The sequence below is a fragment of the Vreelandella sp. ssv genome (genome assembly GCF_059448525.1).
The window spans coordinates 836317-853024 of the sequence record NZ_CM182545.1 but is presented as its reverse complement, the minus strand read 5'-3'; the positions used below and the strand labels follow the sequence as shown (position 1 = coordinate 853024).

15 protein-coding genes are annotated in these 16708 nt (G+C 53.3%); 9 read left to right on the top strand and 6 right to left on the bottom strand.

Annotated features, from left to right (window positions below):
* Positions 1 to 218 precede the first annotated feature (218 nt).
* The 3 genes from AC5TBW_RS04000 (at position 219) to AC5TBW_RS03990 (ending at position 4646) form a co-directional block, all read left to right on the top strand.
* Entirely contained in the window at positions 219 to 599 is a 381-nt protein-coding gene (locus AC5TBW_RS04000) for a septal ring lytic transglycosylase RlpA family protein (RefSeq protein WP_495510829.1), read from the top strand.
* 260 nt (positions 600 to 859) lie between these two features.
* On the top strand, positions 860 to 1858 hold the full coding sequence (locus AC5TBW_RS03995) for an NADP-dependent oxidoreductase (RefSeq protein ID WP_495510828.1): 999 nt from the start codon (positions 860 to 862) through the stop codon (positions 1856 to 1858).
* A gap of 247 nt (positions 1859 to 2105) precedes the next feature.
* The gene (locus tag AC5TBW_RS03990; protein ID WP_495510827.1) at positions 2106 to 4646 is read left to right on the top strand and encodes a glucose/quinate/shikimate family membrane-bound PQQ-dependent dehydrogenase; all 2541 of its coding nucleotides are present in this window, start codon (positions 2106 to 2108) and stop codon (positions 4644 to 4646) included.
* A 76-nt stretch (positions 4647 to 4722) separates the two neighbouring features.
* Here AC5TBW_RS03990 and AC5TBW_RS03985 read toward each other — a convergent pair whose 3' ends face one another.
* The gene (locus AC5TBW_RS03985) at positions 4723 to 6783 is read right to left on the bottom strand and encodes a TonB-dependent receptor family protein (protein ID WP_495510826.1); all 2061 of its coding nucleotides are present in this window, start codon (positions 6781 to 6783) and stop codon (positions 4723 to 4725) included.
* Positions 6784 to 6938: 155 nt separating this feature from the next.
* On the opposite strand from AC5TBW_RS03985, the gene AC5TBW_RS03980 reads away from it, so the two are divergent.
* The gene (locus tag AC5TBW_RS03980; protein ID WP_035538925.1) at positions 6939 to 7112 is read left to right on the top strand and encodes a YqaE/Pmp3 family membrane protein; all 174 of its coding nucleotides are present in this window, start codon (positions 6939 to 6941) and stop codon (positions 7110 to 7112) included.
* 78 nt (positions 7113 to 7190) lie between these two features.
* Here AC5TBW_RS03980 and AC5TBW_RS03975 read toward each other — a convergent pair whose 3' ends face one another.
* Together AC5TBW_RS03975 and AC5TBW_RS03970 are read right to left on the bottom strand one after the other, a co-directional pair.
* The gene (locus tag AC5TBW_RS03975; RefSeq protein WP_495510825.1) at positions 7191 to 7673 is read right to left on the bottom strand and encodes a nucleoside deaminase; all 483 of its coding nucleotides are present in this window, start codon (positions 7671 to 7673) and stop codon (positions 7191 to 7193) included.
* A gap of 35 nt (positions 7674 to 7708) precedes the next feature.
* Positions 7709 to 8971, bottom strand: coding sequence for a dicarboxylate/amino acid:cation symporter (locus AC5TBW_RS03970; protein ID WP_495510824.1), 1263 nt, complete (start codon positions 8969 to 8971; stop codon positions 7709 to 7711).
* 540 nt (positions 8972 to 9511) lie between these two features.
* Between AC5TBW_RS03970 and AC5TBW_RS03965 the strand changes: the two genes are divergently transcribed.
* From AC5TBW_RS03965 to AC5TBW_RS03950, 4 genes are all read left to right on the top strand, one after another.
* Positions 9512 to 9868: an Atu4866 domain-containing protein gene (locus AC5TBW_RS03965; protein ID WP_495510823.1), complete on the top strand. Its 357-nt coding sequence runs from the start codon at positions 9512 to 9514 to the stop codon at positions 9866 to 9868.
* 263 nt (positions 9869 to 10131) lie between these two features.
* Positions 10132 to 10620 (top strand): DUF6438 domain-containing protein, encoded by a 489-nt coding sequence (locus AC5TBW_RS03960; RefSeq protein WP_495510822.1) that lies wholly within the window; start codon positions 10132 to 10134, stop codon positions 10618 to 10620.
* A 53-nt stretch (positions 10621 to 10673) separates the two neighbouring features.
* On the top strand, positions 10674 to 10889 hold the full coding sequence (locus AC5TBW_RS03955; protein ID WP_495510821.1) for a TIGR02450 family Trp-rich protein: 216 nt from the start codon (positions 10674 to 10676) through the stop codon (positions 10887 to 10889).
* A gap of 255 nt (positions 10890 to 11144) precedes the next feature.
* Positions 11145 to 11351 carry a cold-shock protein gene (locus AC5TBW_RS03950; protein ID WP_007111402.1) on the top strand — a complete coding sequence of 69 codons (207 nt, stop codon included), beginning with the start codon at positions 11145 to 11147 and terminating at the stop codon, positions 11349 to 11351.
* Between the two features lie 130 nt (positions 11352 to 11481).
* On the opposite strand, the gene AC5TBW_RS03945 is transcribed toward AC5TBW_RS03950, so the two are convergent.
* Genes AC5TBW_RS03945 through AC5TBW_RS03935 form a run of 3 tightly spaced genes read right to left on the bottom strand, consistent with a single transcriptional unit; the run spans position 11482 to position 13289 of the window.
* Entirely contained in the window at positions 11482 to 12348 is an 867-nt protein-coding gene (locus AC5TBW_RS03945; RefSeq protein WP_495510820.1) for a putative RNA methyltransferase, read from the bottom strand.
* Between the two features lie 36 nt (positions 12349 to 12384).
* Positions 12385 to 12510 (bottom strand): hypothetical protein, encoded by a 126-nt coding sequence (locus tag AC5TBW_RS03940; protein ID WP_495511909.1) that lies wholly within the window; start codon positions 12508 to 12510, stop codon positions 12385 to 12387.
* Positions 12511 to 12533: 23 nt separating this feature from the next.
* The gene (locus tag AC5TBW_RS03935) at positions 12534 to 13289 is read right to left on the bottom strand and encodes a helix-turn-helix domain-containing protein (protein WP_495510819.1); all 756 of its coding nucleotides are present in this window, start codon (positions 13287 to 13289) and stop codon (positions 12534 to 12536) included.
* A gap of 159 nt (positions 13290 to 13448) precedes the next feature.
* Here AC5TBW_RS03935 and AC5TBW_RS03930 point away from each other — a divergent pair, with 159 nt between their 5' ends.
* Entirely contained in the window at positions 13449 to 16634 is a 3186-nt protein-coding gene (locus tag AC5TBW_RS03930) for an acyl-[ACP]--phospholipid O-acyltransferase (protein WP_495510818.1), read from the top strand.
* The last annotated feature ends 74 nt before the right edge of the window (positions 16635 to 16708 follow it).

The window sequence follows — 16708 nt, the reverse complement described above, 5'->3', positions numbered from 1 at the left end:
CACAAATTTTATTCTCTAAGAACTTCATGCTGGAGCCGTTAAGTAACTGAAACTCAAAGACGTTGGCACTAGGTTTAGAAAAATCTTGAAACTGAACCTAATTGCGTCGATCTTCTCAAAGCTTGCTGACCCGCAACGACCACGGTAGTATCGTAAGGCCGACTCGGCACCTCATCAAAGAATGCGGGATCCGTAATACGCAAAACTGAGGTACTCCTATGGGAGCCCAAAAACGACTGATCCGAACGATTTGTTTGGCAGCGGTAGTAGTGGGTAGCGCTGCCAATAGTGCTTTCGCACACGAAACAGATACACAGGAAGGCGTCGCCTCCTTTTACAGTGACCGCTTCCAAGGAGCGACCACTGCTAGCGGAGAACCCTTTGACCAGCAGGCGCTGACAGCAGCCCACCCTAGTTTGCCGTTTGGCTCCAAGGTGTTGGTGACGCGCCCGGACACGGGGCAAGAAGTAGAAGTATTGATCAATGACCGCGGCCCCTTCGTTCCAGGGCGCATTATTGATTTATCCAAACGCGCGGCCGTGAAGCTTGGCATGCTCCGCCGCGGTACAGCACCGGTTATGGTAACGCTGTTGGATTAACGGATAACACATTCTTGGTTGGTGTGTGATACCCCTTAGCCTAATTAATGCGACAGTAAACCAGTCAAAATAGTGCCAGCACGTAAATACAGAGCGAACCAGCAATGGTTCGCTCTGTTTCTTTATGGGGTCTTTTCAGAGCAAAGACGAACTTGAAAGCAGGCTAATGGTCTCTATAGTGCAAGGATTTCAACGCGCGTCGCTGAAACAGAGAGCCGAAACAGATAGCTCAAAACGCCAAGTATTCGCAGGAGGCACTTATGCAGTCACAATTTTATACGCTTACCGATTACCCCAACGGCTTGCCCGATCGCGCCCTCTTTAAGCTGGAAACCCAACCGCTGCCCGAACTCGCCGAAGGCGAAGTACGTATTCGTAACCGCTGGCTCTCGGTCGATCCCTACATGCGTGGACGCATGAGTGGTGTTCGCACCTATGTCGAACCGTTTGAACTCGGCAAACCCATGGAAGGCGGTGCCATCGGCGAAATTATTGAGACAAACGACGACCGTTTTAAAGTAGGGGATAAGGTAAGCCATATGGGCGGCTGGCGAGACATCGCCCAACTGCCTGCTCAGGGCGTTACGCCGTTACCTGACCTTGATGTACCTGAACAGGCCTACCTGGGCGTTTTAGGCATGCCCGGCATGACCGCATGGACGGGCCTTAACATCATCGCTGAGTGTAAGCCGGGCGATAACGTTTTAGTCAGTGCGGCCAGTGGCGCCGTGGGCTCGCTAGCCGTTCAACTGGCCAAGGCAAAAGGCTGTCATGTGGTGGGCATCGCTGGCGCGGCTCATAAGCTCGCTTGGCTTGAGTCGCTGGGCGTTGAACCCGTTAGTTATCGTGACCGTACTGCCCAGGAGTTAAGCGACGCTATTAAACTCGCAAGCCCCAATGGCATTGATGTCTATTTCGAAAATGTCGGCGGTATTTGCCTTGAGGCTGCACTTAGCCAGCTAAATGAAGGGGCTCGCATCGCCGTGTGCGGCATGATCGACAGTTATAACGCCAAAGCGCCGACGCCCGGCCCCAGCAATCTCGCGCAACTGGTGATGCGCAAAGCGAAAATGCAGGGGTTCATTGTGGCTGACCACTGGTCAAGCTACCCCTATTTTCTGAACGAAGTAGCCCCGCAAGTGGCTGCTGGGAAGGTTGTCTATAAAGAGACAGTCAAAGAGGGGCTAGAAAGCACGCCTGATGCATTTCTGGCACTTTTTGAAGGTGGTAACACCGGAAAAATGCTGGTTAAGCTATAATATTCACCCTTGCTAATTTACTTTACCGCAATGGTAACCGTATTGCGGTAAAGTGCCCGCCTAAGAAAAAACCATCAAATCGTTAGACCAATAGCGAATTGATTATTAAAATCATCCATCATAGCAGGGTGTTTTAACCCATCGGCGCTGCCGATGGGTTAGAGCGCGTTGTCTGTTCGTCGCCTGAATCTCAAATCAGGCGATATAGCTACATTGTAATTGACGCGTTGTCTCAAGGGAGCATCTCATGGAAGAAAGCAGGCACGATCACGGTAAAGGTCCAGCTCTATTTATTGGCCTGTTATTACTTGTTGCGGGATTGGCGCTGGCCATAGGTGGCACCAAGCTGCTCAGCGTGGGCGGTAGCGCCTACTATCTATTGGCTGGCCTTAGCATTATTGTTTGTGGCGTTTTATTCGCTTTACGTCGAGGCGCAGCCCTATGGCTTTACGCACTGACGCTTGTTGCCACCTTAGCGTGGGCGCTATGGGAAGTGGGCCTTGATTGGTGGCAGCTCGTGCCTAGGGTCGCCATTCTCTGCTTGATCGGTATTCTGCTGCTACTGCCCTGGTGGCGAAAGCCGTTACATTCTCGCGGCGGCAGCTTAGCGCTGGTGGGCAGCATTACCGCTGCTGTTATTGTCGCTATTGCCAGCCAGTTTAATGACCCCGGCGCTATCGAAGGAACGCTGGCAAGTAATAGTCAATCCTCCACCGGCAGTGCCAACCCTGCCCAAATGGCTGGCGACGACTGGCCTGCCTACGGCGGCACCAATGCGGGCACCCACTACTCTTCACTTGATCAAATCACGCCCGATAACATTGGTGAGCTAAAAGAAGCTTGGCGCATCCAAACCGGCGATGAGGCAGGCCCCAATGCTCCCCCTGAAATCACCAATCAGAATACACCACTGAAAGTAAACGATAGCCTGTATATCTGTACGTCGCATAGCCGGGCAATGGCGCTGTCTCCTGAAACGGGTGAAACGCTATGGGCGTTTGATCCTGAGATCAGCACCATGGGCGCAGATGATTTCTCAGGCTGGGCGCATATGACTTGCCGTGGCCTGGCTTACTACGATGCCGCTAGCTATTCAGACACTGGTAGCACTTCCACCGACGTAGCGGCCAACAGCGATGCTGCAGCCAGCAGCGATACAGCGCTCTCTTTCGATATTTTCGACAACAACGATATATTCAGTCTGGACCTCTCCTTCCTTTCACTGCTGTTTGGTGTAGATAACGAGAGCACCACACAGCCCATGCTCAGCGACACCGACGTCATGTGCCCACGCAGGCTCTACCTGCCCACGGCGGATGCACGTTTGATTGCGCTAAATGCGGATACGGGTGAGCGGTGTGCCAGCTTTGGCAATAACGGCGAAATTGATCTCACCAACAATATTGGTGATTTCTCACCGGGCGGTTACTACTCTACGTCCCCACCGACGGTCACAGAAAACCTGATCATTCTGGGTGGCCATGTCACCGACAACAGCTCCATTGACGAGCCCTCCGGCGTTATTCGTGCCTTTGATGTGCATACCGGCGAGCTGGTGTGGAACTGGGATAGCGGCAATCCTGACGATACCGCCCCATTAGCAGAAGGTGAGACTTACACCCGCGGCTCCCCTAACGTGTGGGCACCCATCAGCGTTGATGAAGAGCTCGGCATGGTTTACCTGCCCATGGGTAACGCCACACCGGACCAGTATGGCGCCGACCGCACTGAGAACGATGAAACCTATAGCGCAGGCTTGGTGGCACTCAACCTCGCAGATGGTCAGGTGGAGTGGGTTTACCAATTCGTACACCATGATCTATGGGATATGGACTCACCTGCGCAACCGGTACTGATTGACCTAGCCACGAGTGATGGCACCCAGCCTGCGGTGATTCAGCCGACCAAGCAGGGCAGTCTGTATGTATTGAACCGTGAAACCGGTGAGCCGATTGTGCCCATTGAAGAGGTACAGGCACCTCAGGGTGCCGTGCAAGGCGACTGGACCGCCGAAACTCAGCCGCGCTCGGCACTGAACCTGCTGCCTCCGCCGCTCACCGAGCGCGACATGTGGGGCGCATCGCCGTTTGATCAGATGATGTGCCGCATTCAGTTCAACTCCTTGCGCTACGAGGGCCAATACACGCCGCCTTCACTGGAAGGCAGCATTGTGTATCCCGGCAATGTGGGCGTGATGAACTGGGGCGGAGTGGCCGTTGATCCTGAGCGCCAAGTGCTCTTCACTGGCGCTAAATACCTGGCGTTCGTGTCTACGTTAATTCCTCGTGAAGAGGTAGAAGAAGGCCAAGGCTCTGCCAGCGAACAGGGTTTGCAAGCGAATGAAGGCGCACCTTATGCCGTTGAGCTTGGCCCACTGCTTTCCGTGCTAGGGCTGCCCTGCCAAGCGCCTTCCTGGGGCGATGTGGCCGGCATCGATCTACAAAGCGCAGAAGTGGTATGGAAACATCGTAATGGCACGACACGCGATAGCATGCCGTTCGAGCTGCCAATTGGTCTGAATGTCGGTGTTCCAGCGCTCGGTGGTCCGTTAACGACCGCTGGCGGCGTGTCGTTCTTGAGCGGCACGCTTGATCAGTACCTGCGCGGTTACGACATCACCACTGGCGAAGAGCTTTATAAAGCGCGCCTACCGGCTGGCGGACAAGCCACGCCGATGACCTACACCGGTGAAGATGGACGTCAGTATGTGGTCGTCACGGCGGGTGGTCACGGCACCTTTGGTACCAAGATGGGCGATTACGTGATTGGTTACGCGCTGCCTGAGTAACAGATCGATCTAGTAGACTCACCAACGAAAACGGGCGGCCCAAATGATGGGCCGCCCGTTTTTATTCTTGCAGGGTTTAGAAACGCACTTCTAAACCGCCATAAACACTGCGTCCGGGAGCAGGTTCATAGAAACGGCCGAAAGTGCCGTTCAAGCGTACGTTGGCATAATGCTCTTCATCCAGAAGATTACGCACGCCTACATAGGCATTGAGCCGCGTATCGCTTCCCAACGGCCACCCATCGCCGACACGCAGGTTCACCAACCAGTAGCTATCGACCTCGGTTTCATTAGCGTTGTCCGCCACCATATCGCCGACATACTGAGTTTCTACAGTAGCAAAGCGCTCATCAATCCCCTGCCAGGTTAGCTGGTTGACCCAGGTTTGTTCGGGCAAGCCAGGAATGCGATTTCCGTCAAAGCTTTCAGTCGGTGTCGAAAACTGATCAAACTCATAGCGCGCCAGCGTTAAGGCGCTATCCAGGCGCCACTGATCGGCTAACTGCCAACCCAGTGCCAGCTCGATACCGTCACGATCAGTATCCCCCGCGTTCTGGTAGAACGTGCGGCCACCCTCATCAAACGGCACTAGCTCATCGCGCACGCGTACTGAAAACAGCACCAGGTCATAATCCATGGCGAGTGGTTCCACATAGCCACGCAGTCCGACCTCGCGGTTCCAGGCTTTTTGCGGCGATACGGAGGGATTAAAACCACCGCCTGCCGGGTTCGCAAATTCTGAGAACGTCGGTGTCTCGAACGCGGTACCGGTGTTGATATACGCCTGATGCTGCGGGCGATAACGGTAGCTCAGCCCCGCCGAGCCGCTCCACTCATTAAAGGTTTGCTCGCCACTTTGATCGCCATCACTCTGAAAGCGGTCATCTACTTCCAACTCCACCCGGTCAAAGCGCGCCCCCAATGAGAGCGTTACCTGTTCAGTCAGCGCCAAATCACCTTGGGCAAATACCCCAGCCGAAGTCGCCGTTTGGGTCTCTTCAGCCAGTTGCTCGCCCACAACGCCCTGCGGATTAACATCGTTCCTAAAGCGCTCGTCGTCTTGGCGAGCCACATCAACTCCGGTGATATAGCTCAGTGGCAGGCTGCCCAAGTTCACTTCATGGTGATACTCAGCACTCGCGCCCAGGTAATCACGCTGATAGCCGATACGGCTATCGCCCACATAGGGCAACTGCTGCTCAAAATCCCGCTGGGAAATAAAGCCTTTCAAGTAGAATTCGCCGGGCCCTGCAGACAAATCTTCGTACTGTAAGCCGAGTAGCTGCTGATCAACATTCTGTCCGGCATCCAATGCCAAAGAGTTCGGTGCGGCCTGATCACGACCGCGCGCTACTCCTATTGCATTCAGTGCGCCGGGGTCTTCGGAACGCGGATTGTCAAGCAGATTGATAATCGCTGTTAAGGCCTGGTCGCTGCCAAACTCTCGACGCAGCTTAGCGTTAAGCAAGTACTTTTCCGTGGAGCTCTGCTCCCGGTAGCCATCCACATTGAGCGCTGAGAAGCTCACGTGATGCGACCAATCACCTTGGGCGCCACCGGTTTGTACAACTGCCTTACGGTAGCCGTCGCTTCCCACCTCGGTGCGTACACTCGAGCCTGGGTCATCACGACCATCGGCCGTGGTGACATCGATTACCCCGCCCGCCGCATTGCCGTAAAGCACCGAAGACGGTCCGCGAATAACTTCGATACGCTCGGCACTGTCCAGATCAATGGCATCTAACTGCGCCTGGCCATCGGGCAGCGTGTAAGGAATACCATCGACCATCACGGTAATACCGCGCACGCCAAACGGCGCCCGGGCACCGAAGCCGCGAATAGAGATACGCTGGCCCTGGGCAAAGTTATCGCGGTTTTGAAGAAAAACACCCGGCACGCGCACCAGCGCCTCGTCCAATCGCGTGCGCTGCTGGCCTTGAGCAATCGCCTCCCGATCGAGCGTTGAAACCGCCGCAGGAGTGGAATACAGCTCTCGCGCTAAACGTGGTGCCGTTACTTCAATCGTCGCCAGCTCATCATTACTAGCGCCACTCGCCTGGGCCCAGCTTTGACTTGAAGCAAGGCAGCCTAATAAACCAATAGACGCAGTGGTCACTTTTAAGGGTACTTTGAACACGGGGTCCCTCCCAAATAGCTGATAGCGGAAATTAATAGGGGAATTGAACGATTTTCTATTAGGCTAGTCTGAGATTGATTAACCAAGGCCTGGATAAAAATCCTGATAGTGCCTACACTTGTACAAGTTACATCCCTGAAAGCAAAGGAGGCTTCATGGCGTTTACAGCGACTGATCCGATTAAGATGATTTTTGCCGTTATTCTTCCACCACTCGGCGTATTTTTTGAGGTCGGTTTTAAAGGGCATTTCTGGCTGAATATTATTCTAACGCTATTTGGCTTCATTCCAGGCATCATCCACGCGTTTTACGTGATTTTGAAGCACTAAAGAGTGATGAACTAAAAGCTGCTCAATACGTTGGATGAAACGCCGTCTAGGCTACTACCTAGACGGCGTTTTTATGTCTTATCCCCGCCCGGCATGACGACGCTGGTGCAGCGTGTGAACCTTTTCATCCAATTCTGCTATCGGCCCTTCTACCTTCAGCCCTGGCACAATTTGTTGAATAGGCAACGTTGCGACAGGTGACGGTGGCGCGCCTAATTCAGCGAGCCAGCGACTTAACTGCTCAGACGAGCTGACATAGACAATACGACCTAGGCCTACCCAACCATGGGCAGCAGCACACATCGGGCAATGTTCGCCTGAAGTATAGACAGTCGCCTGCGCTCGCGCCTCTGGCGTCATATGCTGCGCTGCCCAGCGCGCCAGAAAGAATTCGGGATGCTGCGTAGAGTCACCACCGGCTATTCGATTCCGGTCTTCTGCCAAGATATCTCCTTCGGCACTTACCAATACGCTGCCAAAGGGTTCATCTCCCGCCTCAAGGGCTTCTTCCGCTAACTCCACGGCACGCGTTAAGTAGGTGAGTTCTCGATCATCCAACATGCGCTTTCCTTATCGTCGTCATTGGGTTACTGCTTTTACCCCTTTACCGCCGCTGGTGCTTCTTCGACAAACTCTTCTTGCAACTTCTCTCCTTCACTACGGGCTATCACGGAGGTACCGACCAAGTCGCCTGTCACGTTCAGCGCCGTACAGCCCATTCCTACCAGTGCATCGATAGCAGTGAGCAGCGCGACAGTTTCAATCGGCAGGCCCACTTGGGTAAATACGGTGGCAATCATTATGATGCCGGCCCCCGGCACGCCTGCCGTGCCCACTGACACTAACGTGCCGATCAACACTATTTGCACCATGCTAATGAAATCCAGCGGTGCACCAATCACGTTGGCGGCAAATACAGCAGAGATGGCGATACGAATCGCCGCGCCATCCATATTTAACGTAGCGCCTAATGGCAGACTGAAGCCATAGATGCTTTTGGGAATCCCTAAGCGGTGGGCAGCATTAACCGTGAGCGGTAACGTACCCGAGCTACTTTGGGTGGCAAACGCCGTCGCCATCGGCGTACGGGCTTCGCGGAAAAAGGTGCGCAGCTTCACGCCAAACAGCCGCATGATGCCGCAATAAATCAGCAGTTGGGTTGCCAGAGCGATATACAGCACCACCACCATATCGCCCAATGAGAGCAGCGTTTCCAACCCCTGCTGACTCACCGTTTCGGCAACAATCGCAAACACGCCGATGGGCACGTAGTGCAATACCCCCGACATCACTTTTAGAGTGACCTCATTTAGCGACTCAATCACCCCATAAAGGCGTTCACCCATGGCATGCTGACGCTCCGACTGACGCATTTTCAGCAAGGCAATACCAAACACGAGTGCTGTGAAAATAATGCCCAGCATATTGAGCTCGGCAAACGCGCCAATAATATTATCCGGCACTATATTCAGTAGCGCATCAACAACGCCTGGATTGTCGGGCACCGAGAAACTGGCGCTCTCATCCAACGTCATACCACTACCGGGACTAAACAGTGTGGCAACCGCTAAGCCCACCATGATCGCCAGCGCCGAAGAGGTAAGGTAATAACCAAACACCTTAGCACCGACGCGGCCAGCGCTTCCCTCCCTGGACTGATTCATCCCGACCATCAGCGTAAACAGTACAATCGGGACAATCAGAAAAGTGAGCAGCCGAAGCAGCAAATCGCCTAACGGCGCTAACCAAACCGCTACCGGCTCTCCACCCGCCAGCCCAACCACAACGCCCAGCACCAGTGCGATGGTGACGCGTAAAATCAACGACGCCTGACAATAGGCCTTCCATATGCTTGTCATTTAAGTCCCTACGGTTCGGTTTAAAACTTACGTTACTAACGGGGTAGTGTGGCACAGCCTTATCAGTCTGCCTTCATGCTACTAACTTCCGACACCAAAAGGTGACCATGAACGAAAATCCCCTTGCGCCGCGAGCGCAACCTGCCTTTTTCTACATACGGCAGGATTAGGCAAGCATGCAATAGGATCATCTCTATTGGCTTTTGCTGCCGCTCGTTACTCTTCTCCAGGTAGTGATAAACAAGAGGAGTATGAAATGACGACTGCAACTAACCCTTCAATAATGGGCCATCCATCAGCGGCTCTACCTTCAAAAGTTGTCTTATTGAACGGTGCGAGCAGCGGTATCGGGGCAACCACAGCTCGTTGGCTAGCGGGTCAAGGCCACCGCCTCATGATCGGCGCACGCCCATGTGATTAACCAACCGGACGACGTCGATACCAGCGACATCGTCGTGCGGCCCACCGCTAGCCTATAACACTGCATAAGCCACACTGGAGCGACTTGTCGTGTGTGGCGGTTAGAACGAGTGATCTCACATGCAAGACGTTAAGCTTCCCATTTACTGGAAACGCGCCGTCGTCGTCGCTGGCATTGTCACTATTATGCCAGCACTAACGACGGCGGAAACCATCCCTGAGACAGGAAAAAATGCCATGGCAGACCACCCCTATGTTGGTATGTGGGTTACCGAAGATGGCTTAATTCGACATGAGCTTTTACCCAATAATCGTTACGATGAAGCTCGGGGCGAACGCCAAAGCGCTTACCAAGGACGCTATCGAGTAACGGATAATTACATCGAATACTGGGATGACACAGGCTTCACCGCCGATGGGGAATTCATCGATGATGTGCTCTATCACGGCGGCATGGTGCTATATCGCCAAGAGTAAGCTGTCAAAGCCATCGGGCCTTCATCATTGATGAAGGCCCGATGGCTTTTTTAAGAGCGAGACTCCTCAAACATGCATGTCTCTATGCACTCTATTTATGCATGTTTGTTAATTTAGTAATTATTTTATGAAAACTAATGGCGTTAACATACACTGCAAAGCCTAATACCTGATTCAATCATTGCGGTATTTCTGCCCCTAATGAAGCCCTTTGCAAATAACGTATCAAATCAGATTATCTTTACAAGAAAAGGAGTTTTCGCATGCGTTTTTCTATCACCTGCTTCGCGGCATCCACATTGGCGCTAATGACAGCGGGCTGCGCGCAGCATTACGACGCGACCAGCGAAAACAGCCTAGCTGAAATCAGTTATGAAGTAGGCCCTTGCTACGGCACTTGCCCTGTCTATAGCGTTGCGGTTGAGGCGGATGGTACAACCCGCTACACAGGTGAACGTCACACTGCCGTGGAAGGTGAGCGCATTCAACCAGGAAATGCGATTGTCTTCCGTTCGCTGCAAGAGCGACTAGCTACAATGCAACCCGAAATGGGAACAACGCAGCAAACCCTTGATTGCGAACCCCGTGCCACCGACCTGCCTAACTATACAGTGACGTGGGTTAATAAAGATGGCGCACACGCGGTGCTTGAACACGATACTGGCTGTCACTCTGAAAACGGCCGCGAACGAACTGAGATCCTAAGAAGCCTCAATGCAGAGCTTGGCATTGAAGGTTGGGTACAACAGTAAGCGCATAATCACTTATGCCAGCTAACAGGCGATATCTTTGCCAAGGAGCGTCAATGCATACGATTAATCCGAGCAAGCTACACCACAGCAAATGGACGGCTGCCCAGCCAAGCAATAAAGAGAAGCACTTTATGGTTACCCAGCTGCTGCGCGATGAAGAAGAGAACGTAGTAGAGGTCGTACTTGAGGCTATTTACTCTCATCGTGAGTTCGTTGTGCCGTGGGAAAGCTTAAAAGATGACAGCGTATGGAAAGTGGGCTGGCAATAGAGACTATTGAGTGAGCACAAAGGTAAGATAACCAACAAAGGCTTTGACATACGCTACATTTCATGACACTGTAGCGTCAGTTGGTTAGCAAGCAAGCATGGTTTCAGAAGTGTACGAAAAAGATTTAGAAATGTACGAGATAAACGTGTACGAGATCTTTCGGCAAGCCTGTAATTGTATTCCTTGTTTTATCCGCTATTAATCTGGGTGATACCAGGAACTTTACTAAGCGCTTTGCGCGAGAGGATTTTTACTATGTCTACTGGCACAGTTAAGTGGTTCAACGATACTAAAGGCTTCGGTTTTATTGCTCCTTCTGACGGCGGCGATGACCTGTTTGCCCATTTCTCTGAAATTCAAGCAGACGGCTTCAAAACCCTGCAAGAAGGTGCTAACGTTTCTTTTGACGTTACCCAGGGCAAGAAAGGCCTTCAAGCTTCAAACATCAAGCAAATTTCCTAAGCCTAAGTCTTTTAAGACATAGCGCTTTAGAATTTGCTCGAACCTTCCGAGGTTCGGATAACAAAGCCCGCTTATGCGGGCTTTGTTGCGTTTAGAGATATTACTTTTAGCAGATTCTTTACTGAACGGGCTAGGTACGCAGCCACTGCTCTACCCGCACATCTACCGTCACCGCCAGCTCTTCAAGCGCCGCTGCACGAGCACGCCCTTCAGCACTGGCACGGTAAAGATGCGGCGTCATCGCCAACAGATCGGCAATTTCATCCCTTCCGTTTAGTGCAAGCGGGTAACTTACTCTCTCACTGCCATGGTGAGTAAAGCCATCGGGCACTACCGTCTCACTTGAACGCTCAGCTTTTAACGTAGGATAGATAATCTCCCGCAGCTCCCTCAAGTGATTGCCCCCCGCTTCAATCTGCAGCAAGACGCCACCGGTTTTCAACACGCGAGCAAACTCGCTGATGACTGGAAAGCCAAACATACACAGCACACTATTCAGCGTTCCCGTCTGCACCGGCAAGTGCGCATTACTACCCACGACCCAACTGCTTAGCGGTGCCTGTTTAGCATCCTGTTTTGCTGCGGCCAAAACCGCCCACTTAGAGATATCCAGCCCCATTAGCGAAAGTGTCTGCGCGTTAGACGCCGCATCAGCTAATTGGCGAAGGTAATAACCTTCACCGCAGCCCGCATCCAGGCAGCTAAACGGCAGGCTATCGGCCTTTTGAACCTCCGCATGACCCAATACAGCATGACTGACTGCCTCCGCAATGGGTTGGTAGTGCCCTGCTTCAAGAAAACGCTGGCGAGCGGCCACCATCGCTTTGCTATCACCCGGGTCATGGGATCGCTTTTGCTGCACCGGCAGTAGGTTAATGTACCCCTGTTTAGCGATATCAAAACTGTGCCCATCAGGGCATCGCCAAACGCTATCCGACCAACTGAGTGGTTTTCCGTCTAGCGGGCACGCCAGTGCTTGAAAAGGGGTGATGCTCATATCGGTGTCTTCGCAAAGGTAGATGGATGCATGCGTTTAGCGAGTCACCAGAATGATGCCAACTAAAATCACGCCGCCACCGATTATAAAATTAATGCTTAGCGGCTCATTGAGCAGCAGTGTACCAAACAGAATACCGAAAAGCGGCGCAGCGAAAGAAATGGTTCGCCTCGTCCTTACTTAATTTAATCTACCTTCTTGTTTAACCCTTCGCGCTTGTAGCCTTGGAAAAGCCCATACTGCCACTGCCGTACCGCCAGCACAGAGGTCGTGCCAAACCGCTGATGAATGGGCAGCCCGCTCTCTCGTTCGCATAGCGCATGAAACTCTTTCGCCAGGCGCTGCATGGTCTGCTGCCACTCAGCGTTACCTGCCGGGGATAACAGGCCATTGAGCACGATCAGCTTTTCGCTGTCGCTATCGAAACGTGAGCGGAAAAATTCGTTGGCGATATGCTGCTGAAAGAAACGCTGTATAGGCCCATCTGCGCGCCAGCGGAAATTGGCAGCAACCCGTCGCCGGATCCGGTTATCGGGAAGTAAATCAATGAGCTTAAGCCGTTCAAGCTTGAGTAGCTGCCGGGTACATTCCGGTTCACTTAATTGGTACTGGTGATGGATTTCGTCGAAGCTATAGCCATTGATGACGCAGACAGCCACCAGAAACAGCTCACGATCATCCACAATACTCTGCTCTTGAGCATGGGTTAGCTCCTGCAGACGCTGCTCGTCAGCTTGCATGGTCTGCACCAGCTCGGCGAATTCGAGATTCAACTGGTCACAGATACACTCTAGCCGCGATAGCGTAAAGTGCTTCTCAGCGAATAGGCGCTTCACAGAGGCCTCGCTCAGCGCCAACCACTGAGCGACATCGGCATAGGTTTTACCCTGAGCGCGAAGCTGGCGTTTTAGCGTTTCAATCAGCGAATAGGCTTGGGACATAGGAATCTCTTAAACGGCATGAAAAGGCATTACACAAAAAAGTAGCAAATAATGCTACCAAATAGCACCCATGACACAACTTTGTGCAAATGAGTTGCAACCCGCAAGCCTCACAGAGAAAGTGCTACGACTTCCAGGGATTAAGAAGGCTAAACAACGATGCATCGACTACTGCACTTGAAGGGCGCTTGGCCCTATTTGATCGCTATTTTTCTCAATGCCTTTGTGGATCTAGGGCACAAGATCGTCATACAGAACACGATATTCAAAAGTTACGATGGCGAAGCACAGGTCGTACTTACCGCACTGGTCAACGGGTTGATACTGCTGCCGTTTATTTTACTGTTTAGCCCAGCAGGCCATGTGGCGGACAGCTACCCCAAAGTACGCATTCTGCGCACGTCGGCCTGGGCCGCCGTCGTGGTCTCACTGGGCATCACCGCCGCCTACTATCAAGGTTGGTTTTGGCTGGCATTTTCCATGACGCTACTGCTGGCGATTCAATCGGCTTTTTACTCCCCGGCCAAATACGGTTTGGTGAAAGGGCTATTCGGCAAGCCGCGTTTGGCAGAAGCCAACGGCCTGATCCAAGCCATCACGATTGGCGCCATTCTGGCGGGCACCGTGGCGTTTACCGCGCTTTTCGAGACCTGGGTGTCACCGCAAGATCAAACCGCAGCGCAGCTGTTGCGCCAAATCGCCCCTCTGGGCTGGCTGCTGGTTCTCAATAGTCTCCTTCAGGTAGTGGCGCTTTACCGCTTGCCGCTTGATAGTTCCACTCGGTCACACACACCGCTGACCTGGCAGCGCTACATCAAGGGTGCAGCACTAAAAGACAACCTGCGGATTATCGCTCACCAGCCGGTCATCAGGCTCTCGATTATCGGCCTTGCCACCTTTTGGTCAGTGGGCCAAGTGCTGTTGGCGGCTTTTCCCGCTTACGCCAAAGATGCCCTGAGTATCGATAACACCTTAGTGCTTCAGGGAATTCTCGCCGCTAGCGGCATAGGGATTGCGCTTGGCTCCCTATTCGCCAGCAAACTTTCCCACAACCGTATTGAAACCGGCTTGATCCCCGTCGGCGCGGTGGGAGTGGCGGTGGGTTTATGGTGCTTGCCGCTATTAACCACACCCGTTAGCCAAGCGCTGAACTTTGTGTTTATCGGCATCATGGGTGGGCTTTTCATCGTGCCGCTTAACGCGCTGATTCAGTTTCACGCTGCCGACAGCGAGCTAGGCACCGTGCTGGCCGCCAATAACTGGATTCAAAACATCGCCATGATGGGCTTTTTGGTGCTCACGGCGCTGTTCGCGTTGGCGGGTGTTAATAGCCACTACCTGCTGCTACTCATCGCTACTGTGGCCATGGTGGGCGGCGGTTATACGATATTCAAACTGCCCCAAAGCTTGGTGCGCTTTCTGTTGAGCTTCCTGCTGACACGCCGCTATCGGGTAGATGTACATGGACTGGAGAACCTGCCCGCCCAGGGCGGCGTGCTGCTATTGGGCAACCATATCAGCTGGGTGGATTGGGCTATGGTGCAGATCGCCAGCCCGCGTCCAGTGCGCTTTGTGATGCTGAAATCGGTTTATCAGCGCTGGTACCTACGCGGGTTCTTCAAAGCACTGGGCTGTATTCCCATCGAGCGCGGCAGCGGCGCCGAACAGGCGCTCGCCGATGTGGCCACACAGCTCAATGCCGGAGAAGTGGTGTGCCTGTTTCCTGAAGGAGCCATCAGCAGCACTGGTCAACTGGGCGAATTCCGACGTGGTTACGAGCGCGCCTGTGACATGGCAAATCCAGACGTCAAAATCGTACCGTTCTACCTGCGTGGCCTATGGGGTAGCCAGTTCTCGCGCTCCTCCAGCAAGTTAAAGGAGCTGCGTAACGCCCCATTGCACCGTTCGGTTATCGTCGCGTTTGGCAAGCCGCTTCCCAAGGATACCCCGGCGGATGTGCTCAAACGGCGTATTTTTGAGCAGGCAACCCGTTCCTGGCAACGAGCCATGGACGAACTGCCGACGCTACCCAACGCCTGGATTCAAACCGTTAAACGTCGGCCTAGCAACCTCGCCTTGGCGGATACCCTGGGCAGGCCGCTGAACGCAAGCCAAGCGTTGAGCGCCAGCCTGTTACTGGCGAAACGTATTCGCAAACTCAATCCCGGTCAAAACGTCGGCCTGCTGCTTCCTACCAGCAGCACCGGGGTCATTGCCAACATGGCAACACTACTGGCCGGTAAAACAGTGGTGAACCTCAACTACACCACCCCCCAGGAGGTGCTGGCGTCAGCGCTTTCCCAGGCGGACATTGCTGTCGTCTTCACCTCACAGCACTTCGTGAAGAAATTAGAAAAGAGTGGGCTAACTATCAGCCAATTACTAAACGGAAAGCAGGTGATCTACCTGGAGCAACTGCAGAGAGACATTGGCACCGCCGAACGCTTGAGTACCTGGCTAGTCGTTCGCCTGTTGCCGACATGGTTGGTGCAGCATGGTTTCTGCCGTAGTCACGATGCAGATGCCACCGCCGCCATCGTGTTCACAAGCGGCAGCGATGGCTCTCCCAAGGGCGTAATGTTGAGCCATCGCAACCTGATGGCCAATATTAAACAGACCTCTGATGTACTCAATACTCAGAGCGACGATGTGGTCATGGGGTCGCTGCCCCTGTTTCACGTGTTTGGCTTCACAGTGACTCAATTGCTGCCGTTAATCGAAGGGCTGCCGCTGATCAGCCATGCTAACCCCACCGATGCTCCCGGCATTGCTGGCGCCGTTGCCAAGCACAAAGCCACCCTCTTGTTCAGCATGTCCAGTTTCCTGTCGATGTTTGTCAGCAATTCAGCCGTACATCCGATGATGCTGGAAAGCCTGCGGGTGGTAGTTGCCGGAGCCGAAAAGCTCGACGAGGATGTACGCGCCCGTTTTGAACTGAAATTTAATAAGCCCGTTTATGAAGGTTACGGCGCCACCGAAGTTGCCCCCGTGGCCTCAGTAAATCTACCCGACGCTCTGGGCGTTAATTACCAGCAGGTACAGCGCGGCAGCAAACCAGGCACCGTGGGTATGCCGCTACCCGGCACCAGTTTCAAAATCGTCAAGCCAGAAAGCTTTGAGGAACTTCCTACCGGAGAGGCAGGCATGGTATTGATTAGCGGTCCCCAGATAATGCAGGGCTATCTCAACGCACCCCAGCGCACCGCCCAGGCTATCCACGAAATAGATGGCCAACGATGGTATATCACGGGGGACAAAGGGTTCATTGACGAAGACGGTTTCTTAACGCTGCTTGACCGTTATGCTCACCCAATCACTGCAGACAATGATGAGGCTCAGCGATGAGTTGAAGGGGGAGGAGCTCTCCCCCTTACAGGCGTTGATAAGGCAGCATATTGCCGCTGCCTGCCTGTTGATGA